Consider the following 16,024-nt stretch of genomic DNA (forward strand, 5'->3'; position numbering starts at 1 on the left):
TTTTTTCCCAGAGCGCGCTAGAATGCGCGCCGATGGGCGGAGAACTGTATGTGGCAACAGACCCTGATTACCCTGCGGGCCAAGCCTCGGGGCTTTCACCTGGTGACCGATGAGTTGCTGGCCGGCCTGCCTGAATTAAAGGCGTGTCGCGTGGGTCTGTTGCATCTATGGCTGCAGCACACCTCGGCCTCGTTGACGATCAACGAGAACGCCGACCCGGCGGTTCGCCGTGACTTCGAGCGTTTTTTCAACTCGCTGGTGCCGCAAGGGCGTGCAGGGTTCGAACACAACGACGAAGGTCCGGATGATCTGCCGGCGCACTTCAAGGCCAGTCTCCTGGGCTGCCAGCTGAGTTTGCCGGTCAAGGCCGGCCGCTTGGCGATGGGGACCTGGCAAGGTGTTTATCTGGGCGAGCACCGCGATCATGGCGGTGCCCGTAAAGTCCTCGCCACCTTGCACGGTGATGGGGCATAAGCCACTGGGAATCCTGTGGATGTTGATTTTTTTCCGGCAGCCTCGACAGAGGGTGAAGCTGGGCTATAACTAATCTGCTTTTCGCAAGTCATGAGGTAGAACATGAGCGACGATGATCTGGAAAACGACGACCTTGAAGGTGACGAAGAGGATACTGAAGAAAGTCTTGAAGTGGCGGCTGATGACGTTGCTGAAGACCTTGATGACAGTGTTGGCGATGATGCGGCTCCCAAAGCCAAAGGCAAGGCCAAGGCTGCTGTTTCGGTAGACGAACTGCCCAGCGTTGAGGCCAAGAACAAAGAGCGCGATGCCCTGGCCCGTGCGATGGAAGAATTCCTCGCCAAAGGCGGCAAAGTGGTCGAAGTCGAGCCCAATGTGGTTGCGGATCCACCGAAGAAACCGGACAACAAGTACGGCAGCCGACCTATTTAAGGTTTGCCTCCCGCTTGCCGAAAAGGCCCGCCGTCGCTGCGGGCTTTTTCATGCCTGGTGCAAAACTCCACGCCTGCCACAATTCCTGTGGGAGCTGGCTTGCCTGCGATAGCGGTGGCCCAGACAACACAGGGCTAGCGGATAATCCGTAATCGCAGGCAAGCCAGCCCCCACAGGGGGTCAGCGTTGATTCCAGCTACTCAGTAATGGCGGCAACTCAGTGAGGCTACGAATCTGCGCATCTGGGTCTTTATCCCCTCCCCACGCCTTGCCCGTCGGGTTGAACCACACCGCCCGCAGCCCGGCCTGCTGCGCCCCGGCAATGTCATCCCCGGGATGGTCCCCCACATGCACCGCGGCACCGGCGTCCACCCCGCCGCGTTGCAATGCCTCCTGAAACAATCGCGCATCCGGCTTGGCGATGCCGATATCTTCGGCACGCAGGGCAAAGTGGAAATAGTCCGCCAGGCCCACGCGCTGCACATCGGCATTGCCATTGGTGATCACCCCCAGCAAAAAGTGCTGGCGCAGGGCCTTCAACATCGGCTCGGCTTCAGGAAATACAGTGAGTTGATGCCGCGCATGAATGAACGCTTCGTAGCACACATCCGCCATTTGCGTGGCTTCAGGCTGTGGATAACCGGCCTCTTCAAACGCATGCATCAACACCCGGTGACGCAGCAGGCTGATGCGGTGCTTCAGCTCGGGATGACGCTCCAGCACCTGCTGACGCAAGCTGGCGAAATGTTCCAGAGGCAGGTCGCCCACCTTGGTAGCGTGGACTGCCAGCCATTCGCGCATCGACGCTTCGGCGCTGATGATGACGGGTACGTTGTCCCAGAGTGTGTCGTCCAGGTCGAAGGTGATCAGCTTGATACTCATGAGTCGCCGCCCTTGATGCGTTTGGCCCGTGGATGGGCACTGTCGTACACCGTTGCCAGGTGTTGGAAATCCAGGTGGGTGTAGATCTGTGTGGTCTTGATGTCGGAGTGGCCCAGCAACTCCTGCACCGCGCGCAAGTCCTGGGACGACTCCAGCAAATGGCTGGCAAACGAATGTCGCAGCATGTGCGGGTGCAGGTTTTGCCCCAATTCGCGCTCGCCGGCCGCCTTGACGCGCATCTGAATCGCCCGTGGCCCCAGGCGCCGGCCTTGCTGGCTGACAAATACCGCGTCATCCGCCGGGTTGGTCAGCAATCGCAGCGGTAGCCAGCGCTGCAAGGCCTCCTGCGCCTTGCGGCCAACCGGCAGGACGCGGGTCTTGCTGCCTTTGCCGAGCACTTGCACCAGGCCGTCCGCCAGGTCCAGTTGGTCCAGGTTCAGGCCGGTCAGCTCCGACAGGCGCAGGCCCGAAGAATAGAACAGTTCCAGAATCGCCTGGTCACGATGGGCCAGGAAGTCATCCTCGACGGCGCCATCCAGCAATTGCAGAGCGCGGTCGGTATCCAGGGTCTTGGGCAGGCGCCGCTCGCCCTTGGGCGGCGACAGGCCATTGGCCGGGTCGTGATCGCACAAGCCTTCACGGTTCAGGTAATGATAGAGCCCACGTACCGCCGAGAGCAGGCGCGACAGGCTGCGCGAAGACTGGCCGGCCTGGTGCAGGCGCGCGACCAGGCTGCGCAGGCTCTGGATATCCAGGGCCTTCCAGCTGTTGATCTGATGTTTCTCGCAGAACGCCATGACCTTGTTCAAGTCCCGGCGGTAGGCTTCCAGGGTATGGGGCGACACCTGGCGCTCGTTGCGCAGGTGAGCGCAGTAAGCGTCCAGTTGCCGTTCCATCATTAGCGCACCGCGCGCAGGGCAGTGGTGAAGCGCGGCAATACGCGGCCGAGTACTTCGGCGATGTAGGTCAGGAACAATGTGCCCACCGAGCTCTTGTAGTGCGCGGGATCGCGGCTGGCGATGGCCAGCACGCCATGCAGGCCCTGATGGCTGAGGGCGACCACGGCGGTTGAGCCGATCTGCTGGCGCTGCTCGGCGCCAAACAGGAAGTCCAGTTCATGCTCGCGCAAAGTGCCGCTGATGGTCTTGCCCTCGGACAGCAAACCACCGATGGCAGTCTGCGCGTCGCTGCCGCTGACCCAGCGACCCACCGGCATCGGGTTGTCGCTGAACAGGATCAGGCTGACAAAGGGCACCTGGAAATCCTGACGCAGGCTGTCTTCCACGGCGATGACCGTCTCTTCCAGGCTGCTGGCGTCCATCAGGGTCAGGATCAGTCGGCGCGTCTTGTCGAACAGGCGGTCGTTGTCGCGGGCGACATCCATCAGGTGCGAGAGCTTGTGGCGCATCTCGATATTGCGCTCGCGCAGGATCTTCATCTGCCGCTCCACCAGCGACACGGTGTCGCCGCGCTGGTGCGGAATGCGCAGGGCCGCCAGCAACTCTTCGTGTTCGACGAAGAAGTCCGGATTAGCCTCAAGGTACGCCGCGACGGCAGCGGCCTCCAGGCTATCGCTCGGGTTGGCGTGTGCGGGTACTTGAGGCTTATCGGTCATTGGCTTGACTCACTCATAGACGGACCTGTCCTTCGTATACGCGCGAGGCCGGCCCGGTCATCATTACCGGGTGGCCAGGGCCTGCCCATTCGATGGACAAGCGTCCGCCGGGCAGGTCGATCAGCAGCGGCGAATCCATCCATCCCTGGCTGATCGCGGCCACTGCAGCGGCGCAGGCACCGGTACCGCAGGCCTGGGTTTCGCCGGCGCCGCGTTCCCACACGCGCAATTGCGCGCGGGAACGGTCGATCACCTGCAGGAAGCCCACATTGACCCGCGCGGGGAAGCGCGGGTGGTGTTCGATCTTCGGCCCCAGTTCATGCACGGGCGCATTGTTGATGTCATGGACCCGCAACACCGCATGAGGGTTGCCCATGGACACTGCGGCGATATCCAAGGTGTTGCCGTCCACTTCCAGCGAATAACTGAGGGCCTGCTCGGGCGCCTGGAACGGAATGTCCGCCGGCACCAGGCGTGGCGCGCCCATGTTGACGCTGATCTGGCCGTCACTGCGGATGTCCAGTTCGATCACGCCGCCCTTGGTCTCGACGCGAATCTGCCGTTTGGCGGTCAGGCGCTTGTCCAGCACAAAGCGTGCGAAGCAGCGCGCACCGTTGCCGCACTGTTCCACTTCGGAGCCGTCGGAGTTGAAGATCCGGTAACGGAAATCCACCTCCGGGTTGGTCGGTGCTTCCACCAGCAGCAATTGGTCGAAACCGATGCCGGTATGACGGTCGCCCCACTGTTTAGCGTGTTTGGGCAGGATGTGCGCGTGCTGGCTGACCAGGTCGAGGACCATGAAATCATTGCCCAGCCCGTGCATCTTGGTAAAACGCAGCAGCATGGCTTACTCCGGCAGCAGGCTTTCGCCAGCATACAACTCGGCTACCGTCTCGCGGCGACGCACTTCAATCGCTTGATCACCGTCCACCAGCACCTCCGCGGCACGTCCGCGGGTGTTGTAGTTGGAACTCATGACAAACCCATAGGCACCGGCCGAATGCACGGCCAGCAGGTCACCTTCTTCCAGGGCCAACTGACGCTCCTTGGCCAGGAAGTCGCCGGTCTCGCAGATCGGGCCGACGATGTCATAGACGCGCGCTTCGCTGTCGCGAGGCGTCACGGCGGTGACGTTCATCCAGGCCTGGTACAGCGCCGGGCGAATCAGGTCGTTCATCGCCGCATCGACGATGGCGAAATCCTTGTATTCGGTGTGCTTGAGGTACTCGACCTGGGTCAGCAGTACGCCGGCGTTGGCGACGATATAGCGACCCGGCTCGAACATCAGCGCCAGGCCACGGCCCTCGGTACGCTCGCGCACGGCCCGGATGTAATCGGCGATCAGCGGCGGTTCTTCGTCGCGATACTGCACACCCACACCGCCACCCAGGTCGATGTGCTGCAGGTAGATGCCACACTCGCCGAGGCGGTCGGTCAGCGCCAGCAGGCGGTCGAGCGCATCGAGGAAGGGCGGCAGGCTGGTCAGTTGCGAGCCGATATGGCAGTCGACGCCCAGTACTTCAAGGTTCGGCAACTGCGCGGCACGGATGTACACGTCTTCGGCGTCGGCAATGGCAATGCCGAACTTGTTTTCTTTAAGGCCTGTGGAAATGTATGGGTGGGTGCCAGCATCGACGTCCGGGTTGACGCGCAGCGAGATCGGCGCGCGAACGCCCATCTCGGCGGCCACGACCTGCAAGCGCTCCAGCTCGTCGGTGGACTCGACGTTGAAGCAATGCACGCCCACTTCAAGGGCGCGGCGCATGTCATCGCGGCTCTTGCCGACGCCGGAGAAAACGATCTTGTCAGCCTTGCCGCCGGCAGCCAGTACACGTTCCAGCTCGCCACGGGACACGATGTCGAAACCGGCGCCCAGGCGCGCCAGTACATTCAGTACACCCAGGTTGGAGTTGGCCTTGACCGCGTAGCACACCAGGTGCGGCACGCCTTCCAATGGGTCGGTGAAGGAACGGTATTGGGCTTCGATATGTGCACGGGAATACACATAGGTCGGGGTGCCGAAGCGCTCGGCAATCGCGGACAACGCCACGCCTTCCGCGAACAGCTCGCCGTCCCGGTAGTTAAAAGCGTCCATGGAGTTCCCTTATTCGTAGGTATCGTGCTTATGCGCTTTTGACGGCTTTTGCGACGATTGCGCCTGCTCATTCGGGTCTTTGCTGTCATCGGGCAGGTACAACGGGCCTTTTTGACCACAGGCACTAACGAGGCAAGCGACCGCGACGAGCGCAGCAAGGGAAGAGATCAGGCGCTTCATGGCGAAATCCTTGAATATGCATTAATTGCGCCCGAGTATACCGACCACCCGGCAGCTTGCCTATGCGCTGGAATACCCGTCCGGCGGGGGTTTGCCGAGATAGCCGAGAAGCGGGCTACGCTGCTTGAGGATATTTCACACCGTCAATCGTGTTGAAATCGGTATCCTTTGCAATCGGCGGGGCTCGTCCGTATCGTGCGGCGCTTGAGCAAAACCAGACACTTTTGAGGTTGCCACTAATGAGTTTGACCGAAGCCCGTTTTCACGACCTGGTGGATGCGACCCAGCAGGCGCTGGAAGATATTTTCGACGACAGCGGCCTGGACGTGGACCTGGAAAGCTCGGCCGGCGTGCTGACCGTCAAGTTCGAAAGTGGCCAGCAACTGATCTTCAGTCGCCAGGAGCCATTGCGTCAGCTGTGGCTGGCGGCGCGCTCCGGTGGCGTGCACTTCGATTACGACGAAGAAAGCGGCAAATGGCAGTGCGACAAGAGTGAAGAGCTGCTGGGCGAGATGCTTGCGCGCCTGGTTCAGGAATATACCGGCGAAGAGCTGGACTTCGACGAGATTTGACCGTGACCCAGCCTGCACCCGTACGCCCGCCCAAGCCGCTGTTCAGTAACGTAAGCCCGGCGGTGCCGTCACCTTGTATCAGTTTGTGTCGCCTGGATGAGCAGAAAGTCTGTCTCGGCTGCTTCCGCCATGTGGAAGATATCCGCGAATGGCGCTCTGCCGACGATGAGCGGCGCCGCGTGATCTGTGCCCAGGCCCAGCAGCGCCGGGCCCACGCCTGAGGTCGTCTTGTTTATTTGTGACGCTGTGGTAGTGTCCGGATACGCCTCAACTCATCGAGGCCCGTGAGAACCCCGCCTTTTCCTGGCGGGGTTTTGCTTTTTTGTGCAGAAAAAAGGAGTCTGCCTGAATCATGACCACCGCACCGTCCATCATCCTCACCCGTCTTGACGTGCAGCGTCTGGAGCAACTGATCGACCGCCTGGGCGACGAGTTTCCCGGCGTCGAAGCGTTGCAACACGAACTCGACCGCGCCGAAGAAGTGGTTGGCCACGATGAAGTGCCTGCAAGTGTCGTGACCATGAACTCCAGCGTGCATTGCCGTGAGCAAGGCAGCGGCAAGGATTACCACCTGACCCTGGTTTACCCCAAGGACGCCAACGCCGACGAAGGCAAGATTTCGATTCTGGCGCCGGTGGGCAGTGCGCTGCTCGGCCTGCAAGTGGGCCAGCACATCGACTGGCCAGCACCCGGCGGCAAGACCCTCAAGCTGGAACTGCTCAGCGTCGAAGGCCAGCCTAAGGATGGCGGCGCTTTCCCTCTATAACTGGCTCAACGCCTCGTTCAGCGACAGCTCCAGTTCGGCCTTGTAACGCAGGTACAGGTTGCTCGGGCTCTGTACATCACCGATCAGCCCGGACAGGTCCAGGTCGGTGATGTAGCAGCGGTAACGTTCGGTTTCCCGGCGTTGCCCGACGATTTCCCGGGCGACCACTGCAAACAGTTGGTCGGCAAATTCCAGTTCGGAAAATTCGCGCTGATCGCAATACAGGGTAATGCCCACCTGGCCAGGCGCTGCCTTGCCGATAATCGCCTGCACGTCATAAAACGGTCTGTTCGCCGGGTTCATCGGCACCGGGCGCGGTTCGATGCTGCGAGCGCGGCCACTGCCCGACGGCAATAGCTGGTAAAACAGGGTTTGCACTGCGCCTAGCGGTTGCTGCGAGTCCAGCGGCGACAGCGCCTCCCGGCGATAGATGATCGATTGCAGAAAGCGCTGCAGAGGCGCCAACAGGCTCTGTTCATCATGGAATGGCACACGTTGCTGCCAGAGCGCGTTGAATTCATCCAACACATACAACTCGGCGAAACCTTCGTTGACCCGATAGAACACCTGCACGCAATCGGCCAAGCCCATCGGCAGCAGCAACGCCAGATCGTGATCTTCCAGGGCCATGGCATCCAGGTGCAATGGGCTGTAGCTGGCCAGTTCTTCGCTGAGGTAGGCGATCAGTGCATCCTGGGTCGGCAGCGACACATGGGTGGCCTGGCCCGGCATCAATTCCATCACGTGATAGTGCTGTTGCACCTGCAACAGGTAGCGATGGTTGGACTGACCCAGTAGCAGGTTCTGCGCTGTGTCGAAGATTTCTTCCACGCGCTGCGCGATGAACTGCGCACGGTTGTGACAGAAACAGCGCACCCGCAGCCGTGGCAAGTGATCCGGCGGCAACTGGTTGAGGTAATCGCGCAGGCAGTCGAGCAAGGCGTGGGGGCCGTCATAGCGGTTGACCATCACCTCGTTCCAACTGTTGAGCGTGACTTGGTCCAACGTGAGTACAAGGTTGTCGCGCACGCCGGCATAACTCAGCGAGTCCGTGCGCTCGGTGGTCATCAGGATATTCAGGTCGCGGTGATGCTTGAGCGGGTCGACGCCGACATTGATCAGCAGCAATACCGCTTCGGGCACCGCCGAACGCAGCAGGCGCTCCTCATCAACGCTGGCCAAGGGCAGGGCGACGGTCTGTTGCAGGCTGCCCAGCAGGTTGAACAGCTCGAATTCGGTCATGTCGCTGGTGCCCGGATGCAGCGCCAGGCGGGTGCTGCTGTCGATCACGCCGTTGCGATGGCACCAGGTGAGCATTTCCAGCAGGTCGCGGCTGCGCTTGATCGGCGCAAAATGTTCCCATTCCAGGGCGGTGAGGTTGCCGTTGTACAGGCCCCAGTGGTGCTGGCCCGGCTCCTTGCGATTGGGCGACTGAACCAGCGTCAGGGTGTCTTCGGCCAAATCCGGGGCGATGCCGGGGTTGATGAACTCGACTTTGCCGGCCTTGCGTTCGAAGGCGGCGTACAGGCGCCGGCCCAGCACGTTGAGGTCGCGCTTGTTGATCAGGCTGACGGTTTGCTCGGTGCGCGCGAACTGGGTCAGGAAGCGGTAGCTGTAATTGAGCTCATTGACCAGCGCCCGGCGCTCCGAGGCGACCTGGCGCACTTTCCATTGGCTGCGACTGTCCAGCAGCGCTAGCTGACGCTGGTCCCAGCCCCACTCATGGGCCAGGCGCTCCAGTAACAGCCGTTGCCAACTGGTGGTGCGCTGGCCGGCGCTGAGCTTGCGGTTGACCTTCAGGTACAGCGCACGACGCACCAGCTCCAGGCGTTCGGGCTCGTTGCGGGCCTTGAGGTACTCCTCGATGCGGCGGTACACCACGATGTACGGGTCCAGCTCGTCCAGGTCCATCTGGTTGGCAAACACCGCCCGCTTGAAGCGCAGGCTCAGGCACTGCACATGCGGGTGTTCGCTGGCGTAGACCTCGGTCAGCAGCAGTTTGAGCACCGACTTGTAGGGCGACTCGATGCCTTTGAACAGTTGCCACAGCCCGGCGCCGATGAATTCGCCGGGGGGAATGTGCGCCAGATGACCAAGGTCGAGGGTTTCATCGGCGCGGATAAAGCGCTTGCTGATCAGCGTGTGGGTGAACTCGGCATAGCGGGTTTCCTCATACACGGGCACCAGCCACCAGATCGGCGTACGCCCGGCCAGCCAGATGGCGGTGCGGTAGAACTCGTCCAGCAGCAGGTAATGCTGGGTGGTTCCGCAGTCATCCGAACTGAGTTGGGTGTCGCGCTCGCCGAGCACGAAGCGTGTCGGTTCGATGAGGAAGAAGTGCGCCTCGGCGCCCATGCTCAGCGCCCAGGCTTCCAGCAACTGGCATTTCTTGCGCAGCTCGGCCAGTTCATTCTCGCTCAGGTCGGCGGCGTGGCAGACCCAGACGTCCATATCGCTCTGGTCGGCCTGGGCCAATGTGCCAAGGCTGCCCATCAAGAACAGGCCGTGGATGGGCGTTGGCGGATTGCCGCGGCGTGGCTTGTAGGAGAACGAGCGGGTCAGGCGCTGGGCTTCGGCCAGGGCCTGGGTGTCGGGTTCGAAATTCGACAGGCCGGCTGGTGTACTGCCCGACACATAACCGGGCAGCAATGGATGGTTGACGTGGAAGAACAGCGGCAGCAGGGTCAGCACGCTTTGCTGGCGCGGCGTCAGCCCTTCGATCGCCCGGGCCATGCGCCCTTCGTTGAGAGCCATGAAACGCGCGCGCAATTGGGCCAGCACCTTGCGGTCGATGCCTTCGTCCAGGTCGGGGCGGATTTCATGGGTGCGGGTCATGTCGAACTCGGTGGCTCGCAGGGCCCGACGTGGGCGGCCGTGTAGGAGTTTACAGCCAGTAGCGTAGGAGTTTTAGCGGGAAATGGATTTAGACGTCAGAATTTTCGCTGCTGCACGGCAAAGCCCTCGGAATCCGCACAGGGCGGACTCCATGGGCGTATCAGGTGTCAGGCGGCTTCTTTGGTCGAGGCGGTGGTCAAGATAGTCAGCAAGGTTTGGGCTTGCTCTGCAGCGTCCCGGCCAAGGCTGGTCAGGTAGCCTCCGTCCGGCTGGTCGATCAATCCTTTCGCGTGGAGGCGTTTGGCAGCGGCGATAGCAGTGGGCGCGGCGGTCTGGTGGACTTTCAGACCTTCCTTGGTGCTGTCCAAGGGGAAGAGTACAAGGATTTCCAGTTCGGCAACCAACTCAGGGGTATACGACATAAGGACTCCAGACTTTCTAAAATTTATTAGAGGCTAGCAGGCCATAAGGTGAACGCACTTTGCCGAACTGTCCAGCGTGTTGCAGCGCGGCTGGATTATTCCTTTTCGGGCGGCAGCTCCGGCAGTGCTCGCAGCGCGGTTTCATACCATTGGGTATCAAACGCCCGGTCGTCTTCCAGCATCGCGTCGATCTCGAAGGCCAGCACGTGGGCCATCAGGTTCAATATCTCTTCGCGCTCGTAGCCCACCAGCGTCAGCTTGTTGAACGTGGCCTTGGCCGCCGGCGGGTTGTCGCTTTCGATCTGGTTCTCGATGGCCTGGACCAGCGTGCTTTCGGTGAATTCTTCTTCGTCGTTGTCGATATCGGTAGGCTCGCTCATGACAGGCTCCTCAAGGAAAAGGGCATCAGTCTACCGCCATTCAGGCAGGTGATGCTGCTGGTCAGGACGCGCCAGGGCATCTATAACGCTTGCAGCCAACCCCGCACACGGCCTGGAGGCTTTGCGATGCTCAAGCTCTACGGATTTTCGGTCAGTAACTACTACAACATGGTGAAACTGGCGCTGCTGGAGAAAGGACTGCCGTTCGAAGAAGTGCCTTTTTATGCCGGGCAAACGCCCGAAGCGCTGGCTGTAAGCCCGCGTGGCAAGGTGCCGGTGCTGGGCGTCGAGCAGGGATTCATCAACGAAACCAGTGTGATCCTCGAGTATATCGAGCAGACCCAGCAAGGGCCCGCGCTGCTGCCCGCCGAGCCGTTCGAGCGTGCTCAGGTGTTGGCGTTGTGCAGGGAGATCGAGCTGTACATCGAATTGCCTGCGCGTGCGTGCTTCGCCGAAGCGTTTTTTGGCATGACGGTGCCGGAGGCGATCAAGGAGAAATCCAGGGCGGAGTTACTGCTGGGGATCGGTTCGCTGGGAAGGCACGGCACGTTCGCGCCTTACGTGGCGGGGGACAGCTTCACCCTTGCCGATCTGTATTTCATGTACAGCCTGAACCTGGCCCTGGGGGTGGGCGAGAAGCTGTTTGGGCTGGATCTGCTGGATGAGTTGCCAAAGGCCAAGGCGTTGCTTGAGCGTCTGAATGAGATGCCCAATGCGCAGAAGGTGGAAGCGGACAGGCTGGCGGCGATGCCGGGTTTTATGGCGAAGATTGCCGCCAGGAAATAGGATTTGGGTGTCTGTGATGACGCCTTCGCGAGCAAGCCCGCTCCCACATTTTAAAATGCATTCCAAATGTGGGAGCGGGCTTGCTCGCGAAGCTTTTAGCGGCTGGCGAGCAGCGCTTGGCCACGCACCACGGCAGCCTTCACCTGCGCCGGCGCAGTGCCGCCAATATGGTTACGGGCGTTCACCGAACCTTCCAGCGTTAACACCGCAAACACATCTTGCTCGATCTGGTCGCTGAACCTGCGCAGTTCTTCCAGGCTCATCTCCGCCAGGTCCTTGCCGGTGTCCACGCCATACTTCACGGCATGACCGACGATTTCGTGGCAGTCGCGGAACGGCAGGCCACGGCGCACGAGATAGTCCGCCAGATCTGTCGCGGTAGAGAACCCACGCAGCGCCGCTTCACGCATGATCGCGTGTTTGGGTTTGATCGCCGGGATCATGTCGGCAAACGCACGCAGCGAGTCGCGCAGGGTGTCGGCGGCGTCGAACAGCGGCTCCTTGTCTTCCTGGTTGTCCTTGTTGTAGGCCAGCGGCTGGCCTTTCATCAAGGTCAGCAGACCCATCAGCGCGCCGAATACACGGCCGCTCTTGCCACGTACCAGTTCAGGCACGTCGGGGTTTTTCTTTTGCGGCATGATCGAGCTGCCCGTGCAGAAACGGTCCGGCAAGTCGATGAACTGGAACTGCGCGCTGGTCCACAGCACCAATTCCTCCGAGAAGCGCGACAGGTGCATCATCGCGATACTGGCGGCGGCGCAGAATTCGATGGCGAAGTCACGGTCCGACACACCGTCCAGAGAGTTGCCCCCGACGGCGTCAAAGCCCAACAGTTGCGCAGTGTATTCGCGGTCGATCGGGTAGGTGGTGCCGGCCAGCGCGGCGCTGCCCAGCGGCATGCGGTTGGCGCGCTTGCGGCAGTCCAGCAGGCGCTCGTAGTCGCGGCTGAGCATTTCGAACCAGGCCAGCAGATGGTGGCCGAACGTCACAGGCTGCGCGGTCTGCAGGTGAGTGAAGCCAGGCATGATGGTGTCCGACTCACGCTCGGCCTGTTCCAGCAGGCCTTTTTGCAGGCGAGTGATTTCGGCCAGGATCAGGTCGATTTCGTCACGCAGCCACAGGCGGATATCGGTGGCCACCTGGTCGTTACGGCTACGGCCGGTGTGCAGTTTCTTGCCGGTCACACCGATGCGGTCGGTGAGGCGGGCTTCGATGTTCATGTGCACGTCTTCCAGGTCGACGCGCCAGTCGAAGGTGCCGGCTTCGATCTCGCCACGGATAGTGGTCAGGCCGTCGATGATGCTGTCACGCTCGGCGTCGGTCAACACGCCGACCTTGGCCAGCATCGTCGCGTGGGCGATGGAGCCCATGATGTCGTGGCGGTACAGGCGCTGGTCGAAGGTGACGGAGGCGGTGAAGCGGGCGACGAAGGCGTCGACGGGTTCACTGAAGCGGCCGCCCCAGGACTGGTTGGTCTTGTCGGTGCTCATGGATTCGCTCGTGATCTGCTTAATAAGAGACAGGAAAGTGTGCCGGCGATAATAACAGGGTTGCCTGTTGAGGCGGTGCTGTGGGTTGTCGGCATTTTATTTGCGCAAAGGATGGCTAAGTGCCTTGCCGCCGACCGCGTCCAGGACGAGACTGGGCGCAGGTGCTTTTGAAACCATATTTATCGATTGAGCAATGTCGTCTCGATGAGCGTCTACAGTTGGACTGACCGTACGTGAATGCACCAAAGCCGGGTGACGCGGTCAGAGCCCAGACTATCCATTGAAAAGGGGGGATTCGGATTGTGTATCAACAAACCCTACGACGATGCCCGCGGGCACCTGGTCTTGGGCGCTATTGAACAGGTCCGGGTAAATATGGGTGCCACTCCCAGGGCACTTTTTGCCGCTCGCGCTAGTCTTAGCGTGGATCGCTGTGACGCAAGTCACCGCACCTGTCTACGCTATCCTTGTGCGAGACTCACGCAGGAATCCAGCGCTATATGAATGTCCTGATCGTTGATGACGAACCCCAAGCCCGCGAGCGACTGAGTCGTTCAGTCAGTGAAATCGAGGGTTATACCGTACTGGAGCCAAGCGCCACCACGGGCGAAGAGGCGTTGACGCTGATCGACAGCCTCAAGCCGGATGTGGTGTTGCTCGATATCCGTATGCCTGGCCTTGATGGCCTCCAGGTTGCTGCCCGACTGAGCGAGCGAGAGTCGCCTCCGGCCGTGGTGTTTTGTGCCGCGAGCGACGAGTTTCCCGCGCCGACGCTGGAAGCCAGCGGTGTCAGCTTCCTCACCAAGCCGGTGGCCGGTGATGCTTTGCTCAAGGCCTTGAAAAAAGCCGAGCGCCCAACCCGCGTCCAGCTCGCCGCGCTGACCCAGCCTGCGGCTCAAAGCGGCAACGGGCCGCGCAGCCATATCAGCGCGCGCACACGCAAAGGCATTGAGCTGATCCCTCTGGGCGAGGTGGTCTATTTTATCGCTGATCATAAATATGTGACCCTGCGCCACCAAGGCGGTGAAGTGCTGCTCGATGAGCCGCTCAAGGCGCTTGAGGATGAATTCGGCGATCGCTTTGTGCGTATCCATCGCAATGCGTTGGTAGCCCGCGAGCGAATCGAGCGCCTGCAGCGCACGCCTCTGGGGCACTTTCAGTTGTTTCTGAAAGGCCTTAACGGCGACGCGTTGATCGTCAGCCGGCGGCATGTCGCCGGTGTGCGCAAGATGATGCAGCAGCTTTAGCCTGAGGGCTGTGCAGAGGCCTGCATTCCTTATCCCGGTGCGACGCGGCCAGGGAGGCCTCGCACTTGCTGATTCAAATCAAAGCGTATTTGCCTGAGCTGTTATTATCTGCCGTATCTATTCAGTACGGATTGTTCCATGTCCTCTCGCGAAATCCGCATCGCCACCCGTAAAAGCGCCCTGGCCTTGTGGCAGGCCGAATACGTCAAAGCACGCCTGGAGCTGGCGCATCCTGGCCTCAAGGTGTCCCTGGTACCCATGGTCAGTCGCGGCGATAAGCTGCTCGACTCGCCACTGTCGAAGATCGGCGGCAAGGGTTTGTTCGTCAAGGAACTGGAAACCGCGCTGCTGGAAAACGCCGCCGACATCGCCGTGCATTCGATGAAGGACGTGCCCATGGACTTCCCCGAAGGCCTGGGCCTGTTTTGCATCTGCGAGCGCGAAGACCCGCGTGATGCGTTCGTTTCCAACACGTACGCGTCCCTCGATGAGTTGCCTCTGGGCAGCATCGTCGGCACGTCCAGCCTGCGCCGTCAGGCGCAGTTGCTGACCCGCCGTCCGGACCTGCAGATCCGCTTCCTGCGCGGCAACGTTAACACCCGCCTGGCAAAGCTGGACGCCGGTGAATATGACGCGATCATTCTTGCGGCGGCCGGCCTGATCCGCCTGGGTTTCGAAGACCGTATCACCTCGGCCATCAGCGTCGAGGACAGCTTGCCAGCCGGTGGCCAGGGCGCCGTTGGCATCGAGTGCCGTACCGCCGACAGCGAAATCCATGGCCTGCTCAAACCGCTGGATCATCACGACACCGAAGTGCGCGTCACAGCCGAGCGTGCCCTGAACAAGCACCTTAATGGTGGTTGTCAGGTGCCGATCGCCTGCTACGCCGTGCTCGAAGGTGAAAGCCTGTGGCTGCGCGGCCTGGTGGGCGATCCCGACGGCGGCACGCTGTTGACTGCCGAGGTGCGTGGCCCGCAGCGTGACGCCACGGCGCTGGGCGTGCAGGTGGCTGAAGCGCTGCTGGAGAAGGGCGCCGGGGCCATTCTGCAAAAAGTCTACGGCGAGGCCGGCCCGCAGTGACCCAATGGCGTGTGCTGCTGACGCGCCCTGCCGAGGAATCGACGGCCCTGGCAGCGTCGTTGTCTGAAGCCGGCATCTTCAGCAGCAGCTTGCCGTTGCTGGATATCGAGCCACTACCCGTTACCGCTCAACAGCAGGCGGTCTTTCATGACCTGGGTCGCTACTGTGCGGTTATTGTCGTCAGCAAGCCCGCTGCGCGCCTGGCCGTGCAACAGCTGGACCGAGCATGGCCGTCACTGCAATGGTTCAGCGTGGGCGCCGCCACCGCGCAAGTACTGGGCGAGCACGGCCTGGATGTTAAGTATCCTCCTACTGGCGACGACAGCGAGGCCTTGCTTCAATTGCCTGCACTGCGCGAGGCTATCGCATGCGCCGATCCCCGGGTGCTGATCCTGCGCGGTGAGGGCGGCCGCGAGCTGCTGGCGGAGCGTTTGCGCGAGAGAGGTGCTAGTGTCGACTACCTGGAGCTGTATCGTCGGTTCCTGCCGGCCTACGACGCCGGGGTACTGATGCGACGCATCCAGTTGGAACGCTTGAACGGCCTGGTGGTCAGCAGTGGGCAAGGTTTCTTACACTTGCGAGCCCTGGCCGGAGCCGATTGGCCACAGGTGGCACAGCTGCCGTTGTTCGTGCCGAGCCCGCGAGTCCAGGAGATGGCGCGGGCCGCCGGCGCAGAAAAAGTTGTGGATTGTCGCGGTGCGAGTGCCGCGGCTTTGTTAGTGGCGATACGGAGCTATACCGTTCCCACTCTCTGATACGCAAAGGACG

General features: G+C 61.4%; 19 protein-coding genes. 9 read left to right on the plus strand and 10 right to left on the minus strand.

Annotation, left to right across the window (positions count from 1 at the left end; genetic code table 11):
* The first annotated feature begins 48 nt into the window (after positions 1-48).
* Together ACLH0H_RS10000 and sutA are read left to right on the plus strand one after the other, a co-directional pair.
* Entirely contained in the window at positions 49-474 is a 426-nt protein-coding gene (locus ACLH0H_RS10000) for a secondary thiamine-phosphate synthase enzyme YjbQ (protein ID WP_017845176.1), read from the plus strand.
* A 102-nt stretch (positions 475-576) separates the two neighbouring features.
* Positions 577-906 (plus strand): transcriptional regulator SutA, encoded by a 330-nt coding sequence (gene sutA / locus ACLH0H_RS10005; RefSeq protein ID WP_411381882.1) that lies wholly within the window; start codon positions 577-579, stop codon positions 904-906.
* Between the two features lie 180 nt (positions 907-1,086).
* On the opposite strand, the gene ACLH0H_RS10010 is transcribed toward sutA, so the two are convergent.
* Genes ACLH0H_RS10010 through lptM form a run of 6 tightly spaced genes read right to left on the minus strand, consistent with a single transcriptional unit; the run spans position 1,087 to position 5,678 of the window.
* Positions 1,087-1,788 (minus strand): HAD family hydrolase, encoded by a 702-nt coding sequence (locus tag ACLH0H_RS10010; RefSeq protein ID WP_411381883.1) that lies wholly within the window; start codon positions 1,786-1,788, stop codon positions 1,087-1,089.
* Positions 1,785-2,684, minus strand: coding sequence for a tyrosine recombinase XerC (gene xerC, locus ACLH0H_RS10015; RefSeq protein WP_411381884.1), 900 nt, complete (start codon positions 2,682-2,684; stop codon positions 1,785-1,787). Before xerC ends, ACLH0H_RS10010 begins: the two co-directional genes overlap by 4 nt.
* A gap of 2 nt (positions 2,685-2,686) precedes the next feature.
* Positions 2,687-3,403, minus strand: a complete 717-nt coding sequence (locus ACLH0H_RS10020) for a DUF484 family protein (RefSeq protein WP_186686414.1) — start codon at positions 3,401-3,403, stop codon at positions 2,687-2,689.
* Positions 3,404-3,416: 13 nt separating this feature from the next.
* Positions 3,417-4,247, minus strand: a complete 831-nt coding sequence (gene dapF, locus ACLH0H_RS10025; RefSeq protein ID WP_411381885.1) for a diaminopimelate epimerase — start codon at positions 4,245-4,247, stop codon at positions 3,417-3,419.
* 3 nt (positions 4,248-4,250) lie between these two features.
* Positions 4,251-5,498: a diaminopimelate decarboxylase gene (gene lysA / locus ACLH0H_RS10030; protein ID WP_411381886.1), complete on the minus strand. Its 1,248-nt coding sequence runs from the start codon at positions 5,496-5,498 to the stop codon at positions 4,251-4,253.
* A 9-nt stretch (positions 5,499-5,507) separates the two neighbouring features.
* Complete coding sequence (gene lptM / locus ACLH0H_RS10035; RefSeq protein WP_010207449.1) at positions 5,508-5,678, minus strand: LPS translocon maturation chaperone LptM; 171 nt, start codon at positions 5,676-5,678, stop codon at positions 5,508-5,510.
* Positions 5,679-5,917: 239 nt separating this feature from the next.
* Here lptM and cyaY point away from each other — a divergent pair, with 239 nt between their 5' ends.
* The 3 genes from cyaY to rnk all read left to right on the plus strand — a co-directional run bounded on the left by cyaY (position 5,918) and on the right by rnk (position 7,016).
* Positions 5,918-6,250 carry an iron donor protein CyaY gene (cyaY, locus tag ACLH0H_RS10040; RefSeq protein ID WP_411381887.1) on the plus strand — a complete coding sequence of 111 codons (333 nt, stop codon included), beginning with the start codon at positions 5,918-5,920 and terminating at the stop codon, positions 6,248-6,250.
* Between the two features lie 2 nt (positions 6,251-6,252).
* The gene (locus ACLH0H_RS10045; RefSeq protein ID WP_076952267.1) at positions 6,253-6,471 is read left to right on the plus strand and encodes a DUF1289 domain-containing protein; all 219 of its coding nucleotides are present in this window, start codon (positions 6,253-6,255) and stop codon (positions 6,469-6,471) included.
* 131 nt (positions 6,472-6,602) lie between these two features.
* Positions 6,603-7,016, plus strand: a complete 414-nt coding sequence (rnk, locus tag ACLH0H_RS10050; protein ID WP_076952006.1) for a nucleoside diphosphate kinase regulator — start codon at positions 6,603-6,605, stop codon at positions 7,014-7,016.
* Here the strand turns inward: rnk and ACLH0H_RS10055 are convergent.
* The 3 genes from ACLH0H_RS10055 to ACLH0H_RS10065 form a co-directional block, all read right to left on the minus strand.
* Complete coding sequence (locus tag ACLH0H_RS10055; RefSeq protein WP_411381888.1) at positions 7,011-9,851, minus strand: class I adenylate cyclase; 2,841 nt, start codon at positions 9,849-9,851, stop codon at positions 7,011-7,013. The two genes, rnk and ACLH0H_RS10055, sit on opposite strands and share 6 nt — an antisense overlap.
* 167 nt (positions 9,852-10,018) lie before the next feature.
* On the minus strand, positions 10,019-10,273 hold the full coding sequence (locus ACLH0H_RS10060; protein ID WP_003195403.1) for a TIGR02647 family protein: 255 nt from the start codon (positions 10,271-10,273) through the stop codon (positions 10,019-10,021).
* A gap of 95 nt (positions 10,274-10,368) precedes the next feature.
* Positions 10,369-10,653, minus strand: coding sequence for a hypothetical protein (locus ACLH0H_RS10065; protein ID WP_411381889.1), 285 nt, complete (start codon positions 10,651-10,653; stop codon positions 10,369-10,371).
* A 126-nt stretch (positions 10,654-10,779) separates the two neighbouring features.
* Here ACLH0H_RS10065 and ACLH0H_RS10070 point away from each other — a divergent pair, with 126 nt between their 5' ends.
* Positions 10,780-11,439: a glutathione S-transferase family protein gene (locus tag ACLH0H_RS10070; protein WP_411381890.1), complete on the plus strand. Its 660-nt coding sequence runs from the start codon at positions 10,780-10,782 to the stop codon at positions 11,437-11,439.
* Positions 11,440-11,534: 95 nt separating this feature from the next.
* Here ACLH0H_RS10070 and argH read toward each other — a convergent pair whose 3' ends face one another.
* On the minus strand, positions 11,535-12,929 hold the full coding sequence (argH, locus tag ACLH0H_RS10075) for an argininosuccinate lyase (protein WP_411381891.1): 1,395 nt from the start codon (positions 12,927-12,929) through the stop codon (positions 11,535-11,537).
* Between the two features lie 500 nt (positions 12,930-13,429).
* Here argH and ACLH0H_RS10080 point away from each other — a divergent pair, with 500 nt between their 5' ends.
* The 3 genes from ACLH0H_RS10080 (at position 13,430) to ACLH0H_RS10090 (ending at position 16,011) form a co-directional block, all read left to right on the plus strand.
* Positions 13,430-14,176: a LytR/AlgR family response regulator transcription factor gene (locus tag ACLH0H_RS10080; protein WP_076952001.1), complete on the plus strand. Its 747-nt coding sequence runs from the start codon at positions 13,430-13,432 to the stop codon at positions 14,174-14,176.
* A 138-nt stretch (positions 14,177-14,314) separates the two neighbouring features.
* Complete coding sequence (gene hemC / locus ACLH0H_RS10085) at positions 14,315-15,256, plus strand: hydroxymethylbilane synthase (protein ID WP_411381892.1); 942 nt, start codon at positions 14,315-14,317, stop codon at positions 15,254-15,256.
* A complete protein-coding gene (locus ACLH0H_RS10090) occupies positions 15,253-16,011 on the plus strand; it encodes a uroporphyrinogen-III synthase (protein WP_411381893.1) in 759 nt (252 codons plus the stop codon). The genes hemC and ACLH0H_RS10090 overlap by 4 nt, the downstream gene beginning before the upstream one ends.
* The last annotated feature ends 13 nt before the right edge of the window (positions 16,012-16,024 follow it).

The sequence above is a fragment of the Pseudomonas sp. MPB26 genome (assembly GCF_046605355.1).
GTDB lineage: Bacteria > Pseudomonadota > Gammaproteobacteria > Pseudomonadales > Pseudomonadaceae > Aquipseudomonas > Aquipseudomonas cedrina.